This window comes from Paraburkholderia bengalensis (genome assembly GCF_037126505.1).
Lineage (GTDB): Bacteria > Pseudomonadota > Gammaproteobacteria > Burkholderiales > Burkholderiaceae > Paraburkholderia > Paraburkholderia bengalensis.
In genome coordinates this window covers 19,617-35,096 of the sequence record NZ_JACFYJ010000087.1, presented here as the reverse complement: position 1 = coordinate 35,096, position 15,480 = coordinate 19,617, and the positions used below count along the sequence as shown (strand labels likewise).

At 62.9% G+C, this 15,480-nt stretch carries 16 protein-coding genes; 13 read left to right on the top strand and 3 right to left on the bottom strand.

Translation table 11 applies throughout. The features are described 5' to 3' along the window. Window positions 1–245: 245 nt before the first annotated feature. On the bottom strand, window positions 246–1,022 hold the full coding sequence (locus tag H3V53_RS33825) for an enoyl-CoA hydratase (protein WP_336601541.1): 777 nt from the start codon (window positions 1,020–1,022) through the stop codon (window positions 246–248). Between the two features lie 136 nt (window positions 1,023–1,158). On the opposite strand from H3V53_RS33825, the gene paaN reads away from it, so the two are divergent. The 5 genes from paaN to paaK all read left to right on the top strand — a co-directional run bounded on the left by paaN (window position 1,159) and on the right by paaK (window position 6,870). Continuing rightward, window positions 1,159–2,850, top strand: a complete 1,692-nt coding sequence (gene paaN / locus H3V53_RS33820; RefSeq protein ID WP_336601540.1) for a phenylacetic acid degradation protein PaaN — start codon at window positions 1,159–1,161, stop codon at window positions 2,848–2,850. 142 nt (window positions 2,851–2,992) lie between these two features. Then, the gene (gene pcaF, locus H3V53_RS33815; RefSeq protein ID WP_336601539.1) at window positions 2,993–4,195 is read left to right on the top strand and encodes a 3-oxoadipyl-CoA thiolase; all 1,203 of its coding nucleotides are present in this window, start codon (window positions 2,993–2,995) and stop codon (window positions 4,193–4,195) included. Between the two features lie 42 nt (window positions 4,196–4,237). Continuing rightward, window positions 4,238–5,029 (top strand): 2-(1,2-epoxy-1,2-dihydrophenyl)acetyl-CoA isomerase PaaG, encoded by a 792-nt coding sequence (paaG, locus tag H3V53_RS33810; protein ID WP_336601538.1) that lies wholly within the window; start codon window positions 4,238–4,240, stop codon window positions 5,027–5,029. Between the two features lies 1 nt (window position 5,030). Further along, entirely contained in the window at window positions 5,031–5,492 is a 462-nt protein-coding gene (gene paaI / locus H3V53_RS33805) for a hydroxyphenylacetyl-CoA thioesterase PaaI (protein WP_336601537.1), read from the top strand. A 73-nt stretch (window positions 5,493–5,565) separates the two neighbouring features. Continuing rightward, on the top strand, window positions 5,566–6,870 hold the full coding sequence (paaK, locus tag H3V53_RS33800) for a phenylacetate--CoA ligase PaaK (RefSeq protein ID WP_336601536.1): 1,305 nt from the start codon (window positions 5,566–5,568) through the stop codon (window positions 6,868–6,870). Between the two features lie 115 nt (window positions 6,871–6,985). On the opposite strand, the gene mltA is transcribed toward paaK, so the two are convergent. After that, window positions 6,986–8,218: a murein transglycosylase A gene (gene mltA, locus H3V53_RS33795; RefSeq protein ID WP_336601535.1), complete on the bottom strand. Its 1,233-nt coding sequence runs from the start codon at window positions 8,216–8,218 to the stop codon at window positions 6,986–6,988. Here mltA and H3V53_RS33790 point away from each other — a divergent pair. After that, window positions 8,139–8,309 carry a hypothetical protein gene (locus tag H3V53_RS33790; RefSeq protein ID WP_336601534.1) on the top strand — a complete coding sequence of 57 codons (171 nt, stop codon included), beginning with the start codon at window positions 8,139–8,141 and terminating at the stop codon, window positions 8,307–8,309. The two genes, mltA and H3V53_RS33790, sit on opposite strands and share 80 nt — an antisense overlap. Before the next feature lie 27 nt (window positions 8,310–8,336). Here the strand turns inward: H3V53_RS33790 and apaG are convergent, their stop codons facing one another. Beyond that, a complete protein-coding gene (apaG, locus tag H3V53_RS33785; RefSeq protein WP_054918733.1) occupies window positions 8,337–8,711 on the bottom strand; it encodes a Co2+/Mg2+ efflux protein ApaG in 375 nt (124 codons plus the stop codon). 243 nt (window positions 8,712–8,954) lie between these two features. On the opposite strand from apaG, the gene rpe reads away from it, so the two are divergent. The 7 genes from rpe to H3V53_RS33750 all read left to right on the top strand — a co-directional run bounded on the left by rpe (window position 8,955) and on the right by H3V53_RS33750 (window position 15,361). Beyond that, a complete protein-coding gene (gene rpe / locus H3V53_RS33780; protein ID WP_336601533.1) occupies window positions 8,955–9,638 on the top strand; it encodes a ribulose-phosphate 3-epimerase in 684 nt (227 codons plus the stop codon). A 1-nt stretch (window position 9,639) separates the two neighbouring features. Further along, a complete protein-coding gene (locus H3V53_RS33775) occupies window positions 9,640–10,380 on the top strand; it encodes a phosphoglycolate phosphatase (RefSeq protein ID WP_336601532.1) in 741 nt (246 codons plus the stop codon). A gap of 382 nt (window positions 10,381–10,762) precedes the next feature. Next, window positions 10,763–12,256, top strand: a complete 1,494-nt coding sequence (trpE, locus tag H3V53_RS33770) for an anthranilate synthase component I (RefSeq protein WP_054918727.1) — start codon at window positions 10,763–10,765, stop codon at window positions 12,254–12,256. 12 nt (window positions 12,257–12,268) lie between these two features. After that, a complete protein-coding gene (locus tag H3V53_RS33765) occupies window positions 12,269–12,856 on the top strand; it encodes a glutamine amidotransferase-related protein (protein WP_054918725.1) in 588 nt (195 codons plus the stop codon). Between the two features lie 15 nt (window positions 12,857–12,871). After that, a complete protein-coding gene (gene trpD / locus H3V53_RS33760) occupies window positions 12,872–13,900 on the top strand; it encodes an anthranilate phosphoribosyltransferase (protein ID WP_054918723.1) in 1,029 nt (342 codons plus the stop codon). Window positions 13,901–13,911: 11 nt separating this feature from the next. Further along, window positions 13,912–14,697, top strand: a complete 786-nt coding sequence (gene trpC, locus H3V53_RS33755; RefSeq protein ID WP_054918721.1) for an indole-3-glycerol phosphate synthase TrpC — start codon at window positions 13,912–13,914, stop codon at window positions 14,695–14,697. Between the two features lie 25 nt (window positions 14,698–14,722). Next, window positions 14,723–15,361 carry a CYTH domain-containing protein gene (locus H3V53_RS33750; RefSeq protein ID WP_336601531.1) on the top strand — a complete coding sequence of 213 codons (639 nt, stop codon included), beginning with the start codon at window positions 14,723–14,725 and terminating at the stop codon, window positions 15,359–15,361. Window positions 15,362–15,480 lie beyond the last annotated feature (119 nt).

Sequence of the window (15,480 nt, the reverse complement as noted above, 5' to 3'; positions counted from 1 at the left end):
GCAGGAAGCGCCTTGCTTTCACCGCGTTGCCGCGTCAGCAGCAGAGAAACGAGATTATGAAGAACCTTTTTGCTGTCGTCAACCGGTTTTTTTAACTTCCCAACCCGTCGATTTCAGCAGAAAGCCCGTCATTGCTGGCTTCCAGCCCTTTCCCGCGTCTCCCGCGCCGCGTTGTCCGCAGCGCGAAAGACCGGAATTCTAGACATTTGCACCGGCGGTTGCAAGCGGTTTTTCGACCAATCTCATCACCGATGTTTGAAGACCGGTTTGCGCTTTTCGACAAACGCGGCCATTCCCTCTTTCTGGTCTTCGGTCGCGAACAACGAATGGAACAACCGGCGCTCGAAATGCACACCCTCGGCCAGGGTCGTCTCGTAAGCGCGATTGATGGACTCTTTCACCATCATGACGGCCGGCATCGGAAATTCGGCGATGGTCGCGGCAGCCGCGATAGCTTCGTCGACCAGATGCGCCGCCGCGATCACACGCGACACCAATCCAGCACGCTCGGCTTCTGCGGCGTCCATGAAGCGCGCCGTCAAGCACAGATCCATCGCCTTGGCCTTCGACACCGCGCGCGGCAACCGCTGCGTGCCGCCGGCACCCGGCATGATGCCCAGTTTGATTTCCGGCTGGCCGAACTTCGCGGTGTCAGCCGCAAAGACGATGTCGCACATCATCGCCAACTCGCAACCGCCGCCCAACGCGAATCCGGCGACTGCGGCAATGATCGGCTTGCGAACTGATCGGACGGCCTCCCAGTTCCGCGTGATGTAGTCGCCCTTATAGACGTCCATATAGGAATATGTCGCCATCATTCCGATGTCGGCCCCGGCTGCGAACGCTTTTTCACTTCCGGTGATCACGATGGCGCCGATGTTCTCATCAGAGTCGAACGCGCGAAGCGCTACTCCCAACTCATCCATCAGCGCGTCGTTCAGCGCGTTAAGCGCCTTCGGACGGTTCAGCGTAATAAGCCCTACGCGACCACGTGTCTCGACCAGAATGTTCTCGAAAGCCATGCACTCCTCCTAAGTGTTTACCAGCAGACGCAAGGGGCTCGCGTCGCATCCCAATAATGCTAACATTCACCAACCAACCGGTCGGTCAATAAATCGACAAGGTTTTCTCCAACGTTCAATCAGCATCTCGCCCGCCATGACCCATTCACTGTTTACGAAGCACGAAGACACGCTGCAGAAAGCGCTTGCCGCCATCCAAACGCGCGGCTACTGGAGCCCGTTCTCAGAAATGCCGAGTCCCAAAGTGTACGGGGAAACTGCGAACGCGGACGGCGAAACGGCATTCAAGGCCCACCTCGACAAGACGTTCGAACTCGACCAGCCCAGCACGGGTGAAACGGTTGGCGCGGAGCAGTCGCCGTTCGGTTTCCCGCTCGGCATCCGGTATCCGAAGTCGGACCCTGATGCGCTGATCGCGGCGGCCGCGCAGGCACAGAAAAAATGGCGTGAAGCCGGGCCTCAAGCCTGGGTGGGTGTAAGTCTCGAAATCCTCGCACGCATCAACCGGTCGAGCTTTGAAATCGGCTATAGCGTGATGCATACCACTGGCCAGGCATTCATGATGGCTTTCCAGGCAGGCGGTCCGCATGCTCAGGACCGGGCGCTCGAGGCCGTCGCCTATGCGTGGGACCAGTTGCGCCGGATTCCCGCCGACGCGCACTGGGAAAAACCGCAAGGCAAGAACCCGCCGCTCGCGATGCAGAAGCGCTTCAACATCGTGCCGCGCGGCACGGGCCTGGTCCTGGGTTGCTGCACTTTCCCCACCTGGAACGGTTACCCCGGTCTCTTCGCGGACCTCGCCACCGGTAATACGGTCATTGTCAAACCGCATCCGGGCGCGATTCTGCCGCTTGCGATCACGGTGCGAATCGCGCGCGACGTGCTGCGTGAAGCCGGCTTCGACCCGAATGTCGTGACGTTGCTCGCGACCAACCCGAACGACGGTGAGCTCGTTCAAAACCTTGCACAACGACCGGAAATCAAGCTCATCGACTTCACGGGCAGCACGCAAAACGGCACCTGGCTCGAACGCAACGCCCATCAGGCACAAGTGTTCACCGAAAAGGCCGGCGTGAACCAGATCGTGATCGACTCAGTCGACGACATTAAAGCCGCCGCGCGCAACATCGCCTTCTCGCTCGCCCTGTATTCCGGCCAGATGTGCACGGCACCGCAAAACATCTACGTGCCGCGCGACGGTATCCGCACCGCCGAAGGCATGATCCCGTTCGAGACGGTGGCCGAGGCGATCTCCAGTGCCGTCCAGAAACTCGGCTCCGACCCGGCGCGCGCCGTCGAATTGCTGGGCGCGATCCAGAATGAAGGCGTCCTGCAGCGCATCGATGAGGCACGCACGCTCGGACGCGTTCTCGCCGACAGCCAGTCACTCGACCATCCGGCGTTCGCAGGCGCTCGTGTTCGCACCCCCCTCGTTTTGCAACTGGACGCCGCGAAAGACGAGGCGCTGTTCACGAAAGAATGGTTCGGCCCGATTTCATTCGTGATCGCAACGGACTCGACAGAGCAGTCGCTCGAGCTCGCCGGTCGCATTGCGGCCGAACACGGCGCGCTCACCTTCTCTGTCTACAGCACCAACAACCAGGTGATCGATGCTGCGACCGAAGCGTCGATTCGCGGCGGTGTCGCCCTGTCCATCAATTTGACGGGTGGCGTCTTCGTCAACCAGTCGGCAGCGTTTTCCGACTTTCATGGCACTGGCGCGAACCCAGCAGCGAACGCCGCGCTCGCCGACGCCGCTTTCGTCGCGAACCGCTTCCGCGTCGTTCAAAGCCGGGTCCATGTTGAGCCGAAAGCGGTTCAAGCGTAAGCCGACCGAGCGTTATAGGACGTTTGACCGACGTTTTGTCCTATAACTTCTGGCCGACTCAACACGCACGAAACGTCGAACTAACATGCAGTCCAAGGGCCGGCCTCTTTCTTTTCCGGTCCTCTTTTCGCGGGAACCCGATATGACCGACGCTTTTATCTGTGACGCGATCCGCACTCCCTTCGGCCGCTACGGCGGCGCACTGAAAGATGTCCGACCCGACGACCTGGGCGCCATTCCAATCAAGGCGCTGATCGAAAGGAACCCGGGCGTGGACTGGCACGCGCTGGACGACGTGATTTACGGTTGCGCAAACCAGGCGGGCGAAGACAACCGCAACATAGCGCGTATGTCGGCGTTGCTCGCCGGCTTGCCGACGGACGCGCCAGGCTCCACCATCAACCGTCTGTGCGGATCGGGCGTGGATGCCGTCGGCACAGCAGCCCGCGCGATCAAGGCGGGTGAAGCACGCCTGATGATTGCGGGCGGTGTCGAGAGCATGACGCGCGCGCCGTTCGTGATGAGCAAGGCTGCGTCCGCGTTTTCACGGCAATCGGAGATCTACGACACGACGATCGGCTGGCGCTTCGTCAACGCTCAAATGAAGCGCGAATACGGTGTGGATTCGATGCCCGAGACGGCGGAGAACGTCGCTGTCGATTTCGATATCAGCCGCGCCGACCAGGATGCGTTTGCACTGCGCAGTCAGGAGAAGGCAGCGCGCGCTCAGCGCGACGGCACACTTGCTCAGGAAATCGTCGCTGTCCACATTCCCCAGAGAAAAGGCGAACCGGTCCGCGTGACGCTTGACGAGCACCCGCGTGAAACGTCGCTCGAGGCGCTCGGCAAGCTGAAAGGCGTCGTGCGTCCAGACGGCTCCGTCACGGCGGGCAATGCGTCGGGCGTCAATGACGGCGCGTGTGCGCTGCTCATCGCCAATCAGCAAGCGGCCGAGCAATACGGCCTGCGCCGGCGCGCCCGCGTGATCGGCATGGCAACGGCAGGCGTTGAGCCGCGCATCATGGGCATCGGACCCGCGCCCGCCACGCAAAAGCTGTTGGCTCAGCTCGACATGACGCTCGATCAGTTTGACGTGATCGAACTCAACGAAGCCTTCGCGTCGCAAGGGCTTGCCGTTCTGCGTCAGCTCGGTCTGCGAGACGACGATCGTCGCGTGAATCCCAATGGTGGTGCCATCGCGCTGGGACACCCGCTTGGCGCCTCGGGCGCGCGTCTGATCACTACTGCGCTGTACCAGCTCGAACGCACCGATGGCCGTTACGCACTGTGCACGATGTGTATCGGCGTAGGACAAGGTATCGCGCTTGCCATCGAGCGCGTTTGAACGGCCCGACACCAGAAACGTTTGGAGACGAGGAGACACCCGATGTCCTATGAAGCGATCCGCGTACAGATCGACGACGCAACACGCGTCGCGACCGTTACGCTGAACCGTCCCGACAAGCTGAACAGCTTCACGCGCGCGATGCACCAGGAACTGGGCGCGGCGCTCGATGAAGTCGAAGCGGCGGGCGCTCGCGCGCTCGTTCTTACGGGCGCCGGCCGCGGCTTCTGCGCGGGGCAGGATCTGGCTGACCTGGATTTCACGCCCGGCGCGATGACTGACCTCGGCGATTTGATCGATAAGCACTTCAATCCGTTGATCCGCCGCCTGCAGGCGCTTCCCCTGCCCGTCATTGCGGCCGTCAACGGTACGGCGGCGGGCGCGGGCGCCAACCTGGCTCTCGCATGCGATCTCGTGCTGGCCGCCCGTTCGGCGAGCTTCATCCAGGCTTTCGTAAAAATCGGGCTGGTGCCGGATTCCGGCGGCACGTGGTTCCTGCCCCAGCGCGTCGGCATGGCTCGGGCGCTCGGCCTCGCCATGACGGGCGATAAGCTCAGCGCAGAAAAGGCCGAAAGTTGGGGCCTCGTCTGGCGAGTGGTGGAAGACGCCGAACTGCAAAAGGCTGCTGCCAACCTCGCCGCGCAGCTCGCGCAACAGCCTACGCGTGCGATCGCCGCCATCAAGCAGGCAATGCGCTCGAGCGCGACGCAAACGCTCGATCAACAACTCGATCTCGAACGCGACATGCAGCGCGAACTCGGCGCATCGCATGACTACGCTGAAGGCGTCCGCGCCTTCATCGAAAAACGCGCACCGCGATTTGAGGGCCGCTGACATGTCCACTCAACCCGAACTGGGCAACACGATGACGCCCGACGAACTGGCGCGCGCAACGGCCGACGCGATGTACGCCAACGACGCCTGCAGCAAGGCGCTTGGTATAGAAATTCTCGAAGTGCGTGCAGGATACGCGCGTCTGCGCATGACCGTGCGCAGCGACTTTCTGAACGGCCACCAGATCTGTCACGGCGGCCTGATGTTCACGTTGGCCGATTCGGCATTCGCGTTCGCCTGCAACTCGTACAACATCAACACGGTCGCAGCTGGCTGCTCAATCGAGTTTCTGCGCCCCGTGCAAGGCGGCGATGTGCTGACCGCGGAAGCGGTCGAGCAGACCGTGAGCGGCCGCAACGGCATCTACGACATTCGCGTCACGAATCGCGCAAACGAAACCGTTGCGATGTTTCGCGGCAAGTCCGCACAGATCAAAGGCACGGTGATCTCCGTCAACAACTGACGGTGCAAAGTCACCCCACGTAATGGCTTCGCCTCTCGCGCGGCATCCTATTCTGAAAGCAAGGAGACATTCGATGACTACCCCGCTTCCGCTCGACCCCATCGAAAAGGCGAGCCGCGACGAACTCGCTGCATTGCAGCTCGAACGGCTCAAATGGTCGCTCACGCACGCGTACGAAAATTCGCCCGTCTATCGACGCAAGTTTGACGAAGCGGGCGTGCATCCGTCTGAACTGAAGACGCTTTCCGACTTGTCGCGCTTTCCGTTCACGACGAAAAAGGATTTGCGCGACAACTATCCGTTCGGCCTGTTCGCCGTGCCGCAAGATCAGATTTCGCGGATTCACGCATCGTCAGGCACAACGGGCAAGCCCACCGTCGTCGGCTACACAGCGCGCGACATCGACAACTGGGCGAATCTCGTTGCGCGCTCAATCCGCGCGTCGGGCGCGCGGCGTGGCGACAAGGTGCACGTGAGTTACGGCTACGGCCTCTTCACAGGCGGCCTCGGTGCTCACTATGGAGCGGAACGCGCCGGCCTCACGGTGATTCCGTTCGGCGGCGGCCAGACCGAGAAACAGGTGCAGCTGATTCAGGACTTCCGTCCCGACATCATCATGGTAACGCCGAGCTACATGCTGTCGATTGCCGACGAACTGGAACGGCAGGGCGTCGATCCGAAGCACTGCTCGTTGCGTATCGGCATCTTCGGCGCGGAGCCCTGGACCAACGACATGCGCCGCGCGATCGAGGAGCGCATGGGTATCGATGCCGTCGACATTTACGGTCTGTCGGAGGTCATGGGACCGGGCGTGGCATCGGAATGTGTCGAAACCAAGGACGGCCCGACGATCTGGGAAGACCATTTCTATCCCGAGATCATCGATCCCGAAACGGGCGAAGTGCTGCCCGACGGCGAACTCGGCGAGCTCGTCTTCACCTCGCTCACGAAAGAGGCGCTGCCCATCGTCCGTTACCGCACGCGCGATCTGACGCGTCTGCTGCCCGGCACCGCGCGCACGATGCGTCGCATGGAGAAGATCACCGGCCGCTCAGACGACATGATGATCATTCGCGGCGTCAACGTGTTTCCGACGCAGATCGAGGAACTGCTGCTGAAACAGCATGCGCTCGCGCCGCACTATCAGATTGTGCTCACGAAGGAAGGACCGCTCGATGTGATGACGCTGAACGTCGAACCGTGCCCGGAATCGGCACCCGACACGGCCGCGCTCGAGGCCGCAAGGCAAACGCTGGCGTACGACATCAAGGCGCTGATCGGCGTCACGGCGAACGTCGTGCTGCAAGGCGTGAACGGTATCGAGCGCTCGGTGGGCAAGGCGCGTCGGGTGGTCGACAAGCGCAAGGCGGCCGCATAATCCCGCGTGCACGAGCGGGAACGGGCGGGAACGGCGCGCAAACGAAAAAAGCCCGACGGCAGCAAGGTATGCCGCCGTCGGGCCTCTCGTCCGACGCGCCCGCCGCCAGGCGGGCTCAGGAATTAGGCAGCAGTAACCACATCCGTCCTGCCTGTTTCATCTTTCCGGCCAGATCGCCCGCTTCGTCACCGAGGCCCCAGAAGTAGTCGGCGCGCACGCCGCCCTTGATCGCCGAGCCCGTGTCTTGCGCGAATACCAATCGGTTCATCGGCGCGTTCGTCATGGGTCGCGTCGTTTGCAGGAAAACAGGCGTGCCGAGCGGAATCGACGACGGATCGACGGCAATCGAGCGCTCCGGCGTAAGCGGCACGCCAAGTGCGCCGATCGGACCGTCGGCGCCGCCGGACGGCGCCGTTTCGTTCGAAGTCATCTCGCGAAAGAACACATAGCGTGGGTTCGTGTCGAGCAGCGCGTCAACCCGCGTCGGGTTCGAGCGCGCCCAGGCCTTGATGCCTTGCATCGTCGCCTGCGCCGGCGTGAGTTCGCCCCGATCGAGCAGCCAACGGCCAATCGATTTGTACGGCTGATTGTTCGTCCCGCCAAAGCCGACGCGCATCACGCTGCCATCTTCCATCACGATGCGTCCCGAGCCCTGCACCTGCAGAAAGAACGCCTCGATGGGATCGTCGACCCAGACCAGTTCGTTGCCGTTGAGCACGCCCGAGCGCTCGAGTTGCGCGCGCGCTGGCATCGGCGAACCAGGACGGTACGCCGAAGGCCAACGGTACAAGGCTGTCTGATACACGCCATGACGCACGCGCGAACCGCGCAGCAGTGGCTCGTAGTAGCCTGTCACGAGGCCGTCGAGCGTCCCGTCGGTGTTCGCGAACTGGAACGGCGTGAAGTATGTCTCGAAGAAAGTGCGCGCGCTGGCGACGTCGAGATCATCCAGCATCAGCGCCGCTGCGCAGGCGCGCCGCCAAGTCGGCTGACTGGCAAGGCGCGCGCAGTTCTGGCGCAGCGCTGCGGCCGCGCCGATCAGCGAATCGTCCTGCCAGCCCGGCACCTGCTGCCAGGCGACAGCCGTCAGCCGTTGCGCGGCCATCTGGCCGGGGATGATCGCGGCGCCCGTGGGCGGCGAAACGGAGGGCCGCACTACGCCGCCTCCGCCGCATGACGCGAGCAGCACGGCAATCGACAGTGCCCCCGCCCAGGCGGCGGCCCGGCGGGCAAAACGCATACAATGATTGTTCTGAATGGAAACTGCCATGTCTGATCTGTTCGACGAATACCCGATGCTCATCTTCGCGCTGGAGTCGCTCCTCGCGCTTTTTCTGCTGATTTTCATCGTTGTGTGGACGGCGTCCGGCAAGAAGAAAGCCGCACGCCAGAAGCAGGACGCAAAACAGGCCCCGCCGCAGCAATCGCCGCGCCGCTGACGGCCCAGACGCATTTATGCCCGTTCTTCAATGCAGCGTGCGCGGCATGCGCAACACGAATTCCGGCACGGGCGCGTCCCAACGCTCGCCATCTTCGGCCACACAGAAGTATTCGCCGCGCATCGTCCCGACAGGCGTCGCGATCACGGCATAGCTCGTGTACTCGAACTGCTCGCCCGGCTTCAGCAGCGGCTGATGCCCGACGACGCCCAGCCCCTTGACTTCCTGAACGCGATTTTCGCTATCCGTGATAACCCAGTGGCGCGCGATCAGCTGCGCGGTGACCTGGCCAGTATTGCGGATGGTGAGTGTGTAGGCGAAGGCGTATTTCCGATGCTCTGGGTCCGATTCCTCGGAGATGTACCGGACCTGGGAGGACACGCTGAATTCGTACTGACTCATGCTGATTCCGATGGTGAGCGAGACGCGCTATCGATCTGCGCGAGGCCGTGTGCGGGCGGCTGCGCCCTCGTTGCGGCGCGCCGGTGCTGGCGTTGACATGGTTTGGCATTCTGCTTGATGCAGCGCAGGCCCGCAACCGCATTGGCCATCGGCGGCGAGCCCGGGACGACGTGGCCCATCAGGCAAGACCGCACGCGGCGGCGCTAAAATAGCGGTTTTCCGTCTCCCGCCTCACCCCACGCCATGACTCAATTCCGCATCGCTCCCAGCATTCTGTCGGCCGACTTTTCGCGGCTCGGCGAAGAAGTCCGCAACGTCGTCGCCGCGGGCGCCGACTGGATTCACTTCGACGTGATGGACAACCACTACGTGCCGAACCTGACGATCGGCCCGCTCGTGTGCGAAGCGATCCGCCCGCACGTGCAGGTGCCCATCGACGTGCATCTGATGGTCCGTCCCGTCGACCGCATCGTGCCCGACTTCGCGAAGGCGGGCGCCAATGTGATCAGCTTCCATCCGGAAGGCTCGGACCATATCGACCGCACACTGTCGCTGATTCGCGATCACGGCTGCAAGGCCGGCCTCGTGTTCAACCCGGCCACGTCGCTGAATTACCTCGATCACGTGATGGACAAGGTCGATCTGGTGCTGATCATGTCGGTGAATCCGGGCTTCGGCGGCCAATCGTTCATTCCCGAGGCGCTGAACAAGCTGCGCGAGGCGCGCGCGCGCATCGACGCCTACAACGAACGGACCGGCCGCGAGATTCATCTCGAAGTGGACGGCGGCGTGAAGATCGACAACATCGCGGAGATCGCGGCGGCGGGCGCGGACACATTCGTGGCGGGTTCGGCGATTTTCGGCCATCCCGACTACGCGACGATCATCGGTCAGATGCGTGACAAGCTCGCTTCCGTCGGACGCTGAGATGCAAACGTCGCCTCAATACCCGGCTCCCGCGTTCACGGCGGGCAAGATTCTCGCGGCGATCGTCGACCTCGACGGCACGATGGTCGACACCGCCGACGATTTCACTGCCTCGCTGAACGGCATGCTCGCGCAGCTCGACGCGGAAGAAACCTCGCGCGAAGAAGTGATCGACTACGTCGGCAAGGGCTCCGAGCACCTGATCCGCAGCGTGCTCGCACCGCGCTTCGAGACAGGCTTTGCGCAGTCGCGCTTCGACGAGGCGCTCGCGATCTATCAGGAGGAGTACGCGAAGATCAACGGTCTTCACACGCGGCTCTATCCCGATGTCGAAGCGGGGCTGATCGCGTTGCGCGACGCGGGCGTCAAGCTCGCCTGCGTGACCAACAAGCCGCATCGTTTTGCGACGCAGCTGCTCGAGCAATATGGCCTCTTGCGCTATTTCGAGGTCGTGCTGGGCGGTGACAGCGTCGCGGCGAAAAAGCCCGATCCGCTGCCGATGCTCACGGCGTGCAAGGCGCTCGGCGTCGCCCCGCGGGCTACCGTCGCGATCGGCGATTCGCAGAACGATGCGTTCGCGGGCCGCGCAGCCGGCATGGCGACGCTGACCGTCCCCTATGGCTACAATCACGGCGAATCTGTGCAAACCATAAAATCGGATGGTATAGTTGCATCGCTGTTGGGCGCCGCCAAGGCAATCGCAGCGCACAATGCAGTACAATCGGCAGCACCCAATTCCTGACTTATTTCAAAGTCTTCCTCATGTTTCTGAATAAAAAACGGAGTCTGAGCACGATCGACCGGGGAGCCTGGCCCTGGCGTCGCTGGTCGCGCTAACACCTCGCCTGAGGTACGCTGAGGCTCGTCTTCGGCACCCGTTTTTTACTTCGCTGCGCTCACGCGCTTTTCCCGAATCGCCGGTTTGACCGGCTTAACCTCGCTGCACCGAGTTTCAGCTAGCCGTCGCGTACCTTGCGTACTATCGTCGTGCTGTGAAACCGTGCATGCGTCGTGGGGAAAGCGCGCGCCGGTTTTATCACCTGTGACGAGCACATTCGACCGGTAACGCAGCCCCGCTTTGTCCGACGCACCACACGCTTCGGACGCACGAACAGGATCGGAACATGACCGAACTCGAATTTCAGTCCCTCGCGAACGAGGGCTTCAATCGCATCCCGCTGATCGCCGAAGCGCTGGCCGACCTCGAAACGCCGCTGTCGCTGTATCTGAAGCTCGCGCAAACCGAGCGCAACGGCGCGAACTCGTTTCTGCTCGAATCGGTGGTGGGCGGCGAACGCTTCGGCCGCTATTCGTTCATCGGCCTGCCCGCTCGCACGCTGATCCGCACGCGCAACGGCGTGACGGAAGTCGTGAAGGACGGCAACGTCGTCGAGACGCACGAAGGGGATCCGCTCGAATTCATCCAGCAGTTCCAGGGCCGCTTCAAGGTGGCGCTGCGTCCGGGCCTGCCGCGCTTCGCGGGCGGCCTCGCGGGTTACTTCGGCTACGACGCGGTGCGTTACATCGAGAAAAAGCTCGCGCACACCGCCCCGCCCGACGACCTGAACCTGCCCGACATCCAGTTGCTGCTGACGGAAGAAGTCGCCGTCATCGACAACCTCGCGGGCAAGCTGTACCTCGTGATCTACGCCGATCCGACCACGCCCGAAGCCTACACGCGCGCAAAGCAACGTCTGCGCGAACTGAAGCAGCGGCTGCGCACGACCGTGCAGCCGCCCGTCACGTCGGCGAGCGTGCGCACTGACATTTTCCGCGAGTTCAAGAAGGACGATTACCTCGCCGCCGTGCGCAAGGCGAAGGAGTACATCGCGGCGGGCGAACTGATGCAGGTGCAGGTCGGCCAGCGTCTGACCAAGCCGTATCGGGACAATCCGCTGTCGCTGTATCGCGCGCTGCGTTCGCTGAATCCGTCGCCGTATATGTATTACTACAACTTCGGCGAGTTTCATGTGGTGGGCGCGTCGCCGGAAATTCTCGTGCGTCAGGAAAAGCGCAACGAAGACCGCATCGTCACGATCCGTCCGCTCGCGGGCACGCGTCCGCGTGGCAATACGCCCGAGCGCGACGCCGAACTCGCCACCGAACTGCTGAACGATCCGAAGGAAATCGCCGAGCACGTGATGCTGATCGACCTCGCGCGCAACGACGTGGGCCGTATCGCGGAAATCGGTTCAGTCTCCGTGACCGACAAGATGGTGATCGAAAAGTATTCGCACGTGCAGCACATTGTGAGTTCCGTCGAGGGCACGCTGAAGCCCGGCATGACCAACTTCGACGTGCTGCGCGCGACATTCCCGGCGGGCACGCTGTCGGGCGCGCCGAAAGTCCGCGCGATGGAACTGATCGACGAACTCGAACCCGTGAAGCGCGGCCTGTACGGCGGCGCCGTCGGCTACCTGTCGTTCACGGGCGAAATGGACCTGGCCATCACGATCCGCACGGGCGTGATCTGCAACGGCAATCTGTATGTGCAGGCGGCAGCGGGCGTGGTCGCCGACTCGGTGCCCGAATCCGAATGGCAAGAGACCGAGAACAAGGCGCGCGCGGTGCTGCGCGCGGCCGAGCAAGTGCAAGACGGCCTCGATAGCGACTTCTGACGGAGACTGACCATGCTGCTGATGATCGACAACTACGACTCGTTCACCTATAACCTGGTCCAGTACTTCGGCGAACTCGGCGAAGACGTGCGGACCTATCGCAACGACGAAATCACGCTCGACGACATCGCGAAGCTCAACCCCGAGCGCATCTGCCTGTCGCCGGGACCGAGCAATCCGCAACACGCGGGCATCACGCTCGACGTGCTGCGCGAATTCTCCGGCAAATATCCGATTCTCGGCGTGTGCCTCGGGCATCAGGCGATCGGCGAGGCGTTCGGCGGCCGTGTCGTGCGCGCGAAGACCATCATGCACGGCAAGGTGAGCCAGATCGAAACCGACTGCAAAGGCGTGTTCGCCGACCTGCCGAAGCATTTCACCGTCACGCGCTATCACTCGCTGGCCATCGAACGCGAGTCCCTGCCCGATTGCCTCGAAGTGTCCGCATGGACCGACGACGGCGAAATCATGGGCGTGCGCCACAAGACGCTGCCCGTCGAAGGCGTGCAGTTCCATCCGGAATCGATCCTGTCGGAACACGGCCACGCCCTGCTCGAAAACTTCGTGAAGCAATCGAAAGCTGCGGCGCGCAGCGCATAAACGGGAGACACGACCATGATCACGCCCCAGGAAGCGCTGCAGCGCACGATCGAGCATCGCGAAATTTTCCACGACGAAATGCTGCACCTGATGCGCCTCATCATGCGCGGCGACATGTCGCCCGTGATGGCGGCCGCGATCATCACCGGCTTGCGCGTCAAAAAAGAGACCATCGGCGAGATCACCGCGGCCGCCACGGTGATGCGCGAGTTCGCCCGTCACGTCGACGTGCAGGACAACTCGAACTTCGTCGATATCGTCGGCACGGGCGGCGACGGCTCGCACACGTTCAATATCTCCACGGCGACGATGTTCGTGACGGCGGGCGCGGGCGCGAAAGTCGCGAAGCACGGCAATCGCGGCGTATCGAGCAAGTCGGGCAGCGCGGACGTGCTCGAAGCGCTCGGCGTGAATATCGATTTGCAGCCGGAACAGGTGGCCGCGTCGATCGCCGAAACGGGCATGGGCTTCATGTTCGCGCCGAACCATCACCCGGCCATGAAGAACATCGCGCCCGTGCGCCGCGAACTCGGCGTGCGGACCATCTTCAACATCCTCGGCCCGCTGACGAACCCGGCCGGCGCGCCGAACCAGTTGCAAGGCGTGTTTCACCCGGATCTCGTCGGCATTCAGGTGCGCGTGATGCAGCGTCTCGGCGCGAAGCACGTGCTCGTCGTGTATGGTCGGGACGGCATGGATGAAGTCTCGCTCGGCGCGGCGACGCTCGTCGGCGAGCTGCGCGACGGCCAAGTGCGCGAGTACGAGATTCACCCGGAGGACTTCGGCATGCAGATGGTGTCGAACCGGACGTTGAAAGTCGCCGATGCGAACGAATCGAAAGTGCTGCTGCTCGAAGCGCTCGACAACAAGCCGGGCGTCGCGCGCGAAATCGTCACGTTGAACGCGGGCACGGCACTGTATGCCGCGAACGTCGTCGATTCGATCGCGGACGGTATCCAGATCGCGCGCGAGTCGATTGCGAGCGGCAAGGCGCGTGCGAAGGTCGACGAACTCGTCCGCTTCACGCAACAGTTCAAGAAATAAACGGGATTCACATGAGCGATATTCTGGACCGCATCATCAGCGTCAAGCGCGACGAAGTGCGCGCCGCGGAGCAAAGCGCGCCGCTGGAAGAACTGCGCTTGCAGGCGTCCACGCGCGACCTGCGCGATTTCGTCGGCGCGATTCGCGCGAAGCACGAGGCGGGCCTCGCCGCCGTGATCGCCGAGGTCAAGAAGGCAAGCCCGTCGAAAGGCGTGCTGCGCGAACATTTCGTGCCCGCCGACATCGCGCGTTCGTACGCGAATCACGGCGCGGCGTGCCTGTCCGTGCTCACCGACGTGCAGTTTTTCCAAGGCAGCGCGGCGTATCTGGAAGAAGCGCGCGCCGCGTGTGCGTTGCCTGTTTTGCGCAAGGATTTCATCGTCGATCCGTATCAGATCCTGGAGGCCCGCGCGATGGGCGCCGACGCGATCCTGCTGATCGTCGCCGCGCTCGAAACCTCGCAGATGCAGGATCTCGAAGCGTACGCGCATTCGCTGGGCCTCGCGGTGCTGGTCGAAGTGCACGACAAGAATGAACTGGTCGAGGCGCTGACGCTGAAAACGCCGCTGATCGGCGTGAACAACCGCAATCTGCGCACGTTCGAAACGTCGATCGACACGACGCTCGACCTGCTCGACATGATGCCGGACGACCGCATCGTCGTGACCGAGTCGGGCATCCTGTCGCGCGTCGACGTCGAGCGGATGCGCGCGATGGACGTGAACACGTTCCTCGTCGGCGAGGCGTTCATGCGCGCCGAAGAGCCGGGCGCGGAACTTGCGCGAATGTTCTTCTGATCACGGGTTAAAAGCGAGTCGCGCGATGGGCATGGAACAGGAAATCAAGCTGGCGTTGCCGTCCGATCAGGTCGGCGCCGCGACGCAATGGTTCATCCAGCGTGCCGGCAATCCGGGCCGCACGATCACGCTCGAAAACCGCTATTTCGACACGCCCGCGCTGACGCTCGCGCGCGCGAAAGCGGCCGTGCGCGTGCGGCGAACGCCGGATGGCTGGCTGCAGACGTACAAGACGGTCGGCGCGTCGAAAGACGGCTTGCACAATCGGCACGAGTGGGAAATGCCCGTCAAGGGCAACGCGCTCGAAATCGACGCGCTGCTCGATGCGTGCGACGACGCGCCGTCGAAAGAAGCGCTGAAGCAGGCACGCGACGCCCTGATTCCGCTCTTCACGACGAATTTCTCGCGAACGTTGTGGCATGTGAGGATCGAAGGCGCGGATGTCGAGGCTGCCATCGACCAAGGCGAAATACGCGCCGACGTGAACGGCCAAACGCGTAGCTCGCCGATCTGCGAAATCGAGCTGGAGTTGAAGCGCGGCGACGCGGGCGCGCTCAACGCGTTGTCGGCGGAACTGGCGCAGGCGGTTCACGGCCTGCGCCCCGACGACGTCAGCAAGGCGCAGCGCGGGTATCGTCTGCGCGAGGGCAACGGCTCGACGTAAAGCGGCGGGCGCCGCATCGGCGGCGCATACGCGAAACGCGCGCGGCAGTGGCGTACTTCGTGACGGCGGCTGCCGCCGCGAACGCAGGAAACTTGAGCGCGCCTGCATTTGCTGCCACA

Bases quoted from the DNA above. Each gene is read 5' to 3' on its own strand.
- apaG (WP_054918733.1), bottom strand. From the start codon at position 8,711: ATGAGTCAGTACGAATTCAGCGTGTCCTCCCAGGTCCGGTACATCTCC.
- trpD (WP_054918723.1), top strand. From the start codon at position 12,872: ATGATCACGCCCCAGGAAGCGCTGCAGCGCACGATCGAGCATCGCGAA.
- paaN (WP_336601540.1), top strand. From the start codon at position 1,159: ATGACCCATTCACTGTTTACGAAGCACGAAGACACGCTGCAGAAAGCG.
- H3V53_RS33775 (WP_336601532.1), top strand. From the start codon at position 9,640: ATGCAAACGTCGCCTCAATACCCGGCTCCCGCGTTCACGGCGGGCAAG.
- H3V53_RS33790 (WP_336601534.1), top strand. From the start codon at position 8,139: ATGTCTGATCTGTTCGACGAATACCCGATGCTCATCTTCGCGCTGGAG.
- paaI (WP_336601537.1), top strand. From the start codon at position 5,031: ATGTCCACTCAACCCGAACTGGGCAACACGATGACGCCCGACGAACTG.
- trpE (WP_054918727.1), top strand. From the start codon at position 10,763: ATGACCGAACTCGAATTTCAGTCCCTCGCGAACGAGGGCTTCAATCGC.
- H3V53_RS33765 (WP_054918725.1), top strand. From the start codon at position 12,269: ATGCTGCTGATGATCGACAACTACGACTCGTTCACCTATAACCTGGTC.
- paaK (WP_336601536.1), top strand. From the start codon at position 5,566: ATGACTACCCCGCTTCCGCTCGACCCCATCGAAAAGGCGAGCCGCGAC.
- rpe (WP_336601533.1), top strand. From the start codon at position 8,955: ATGACTCAATTCCGCATCGCTCCCAGCATTCTGTCGGCCGACTTTTCG.
- paaG (WP_336601538.1), top strand. From the start codon at position 4,238: ATGTCCTATGAAGCGATCCGCGTACAGATCGACGACGCAACACGCGTC.
- H3V53_RS33750 (WP_336601531.1), top strand. From the start codon at position 14,723: ATGGGCATGGAACAGGAAATCAAGCTGGCGTTGCCGTCCGATCAGGTC.
- H3V53_RS33825 (WP_336601541.1), bottom strand. From the start codon at position 1,022: ATGGCTTTCGAGAACATTCTGGTCGAGACACGTGGTCGCGTAGGGCTT.
- pcaF (WP_336601539.1), top strand. From the start codon at position 2,993: ATGACCGACGCTTTTATCTGTGACGCGATCCGCACTCCCTTCGGCCGC.
- trpC (WP_054918721.1), top strand. From the start codon at position 13,912: ATGAGCGATATTCTGGACCGCATCATCAGCGTCAAGCGCGACGAAGTG.
- mltA (WP_336601535.1), bottom strand. From the start codon at position 8,218: ATGAAAATCAGCAGAAAAAGCGCGAGGAGCGACTCCAGCGCGAAGATG.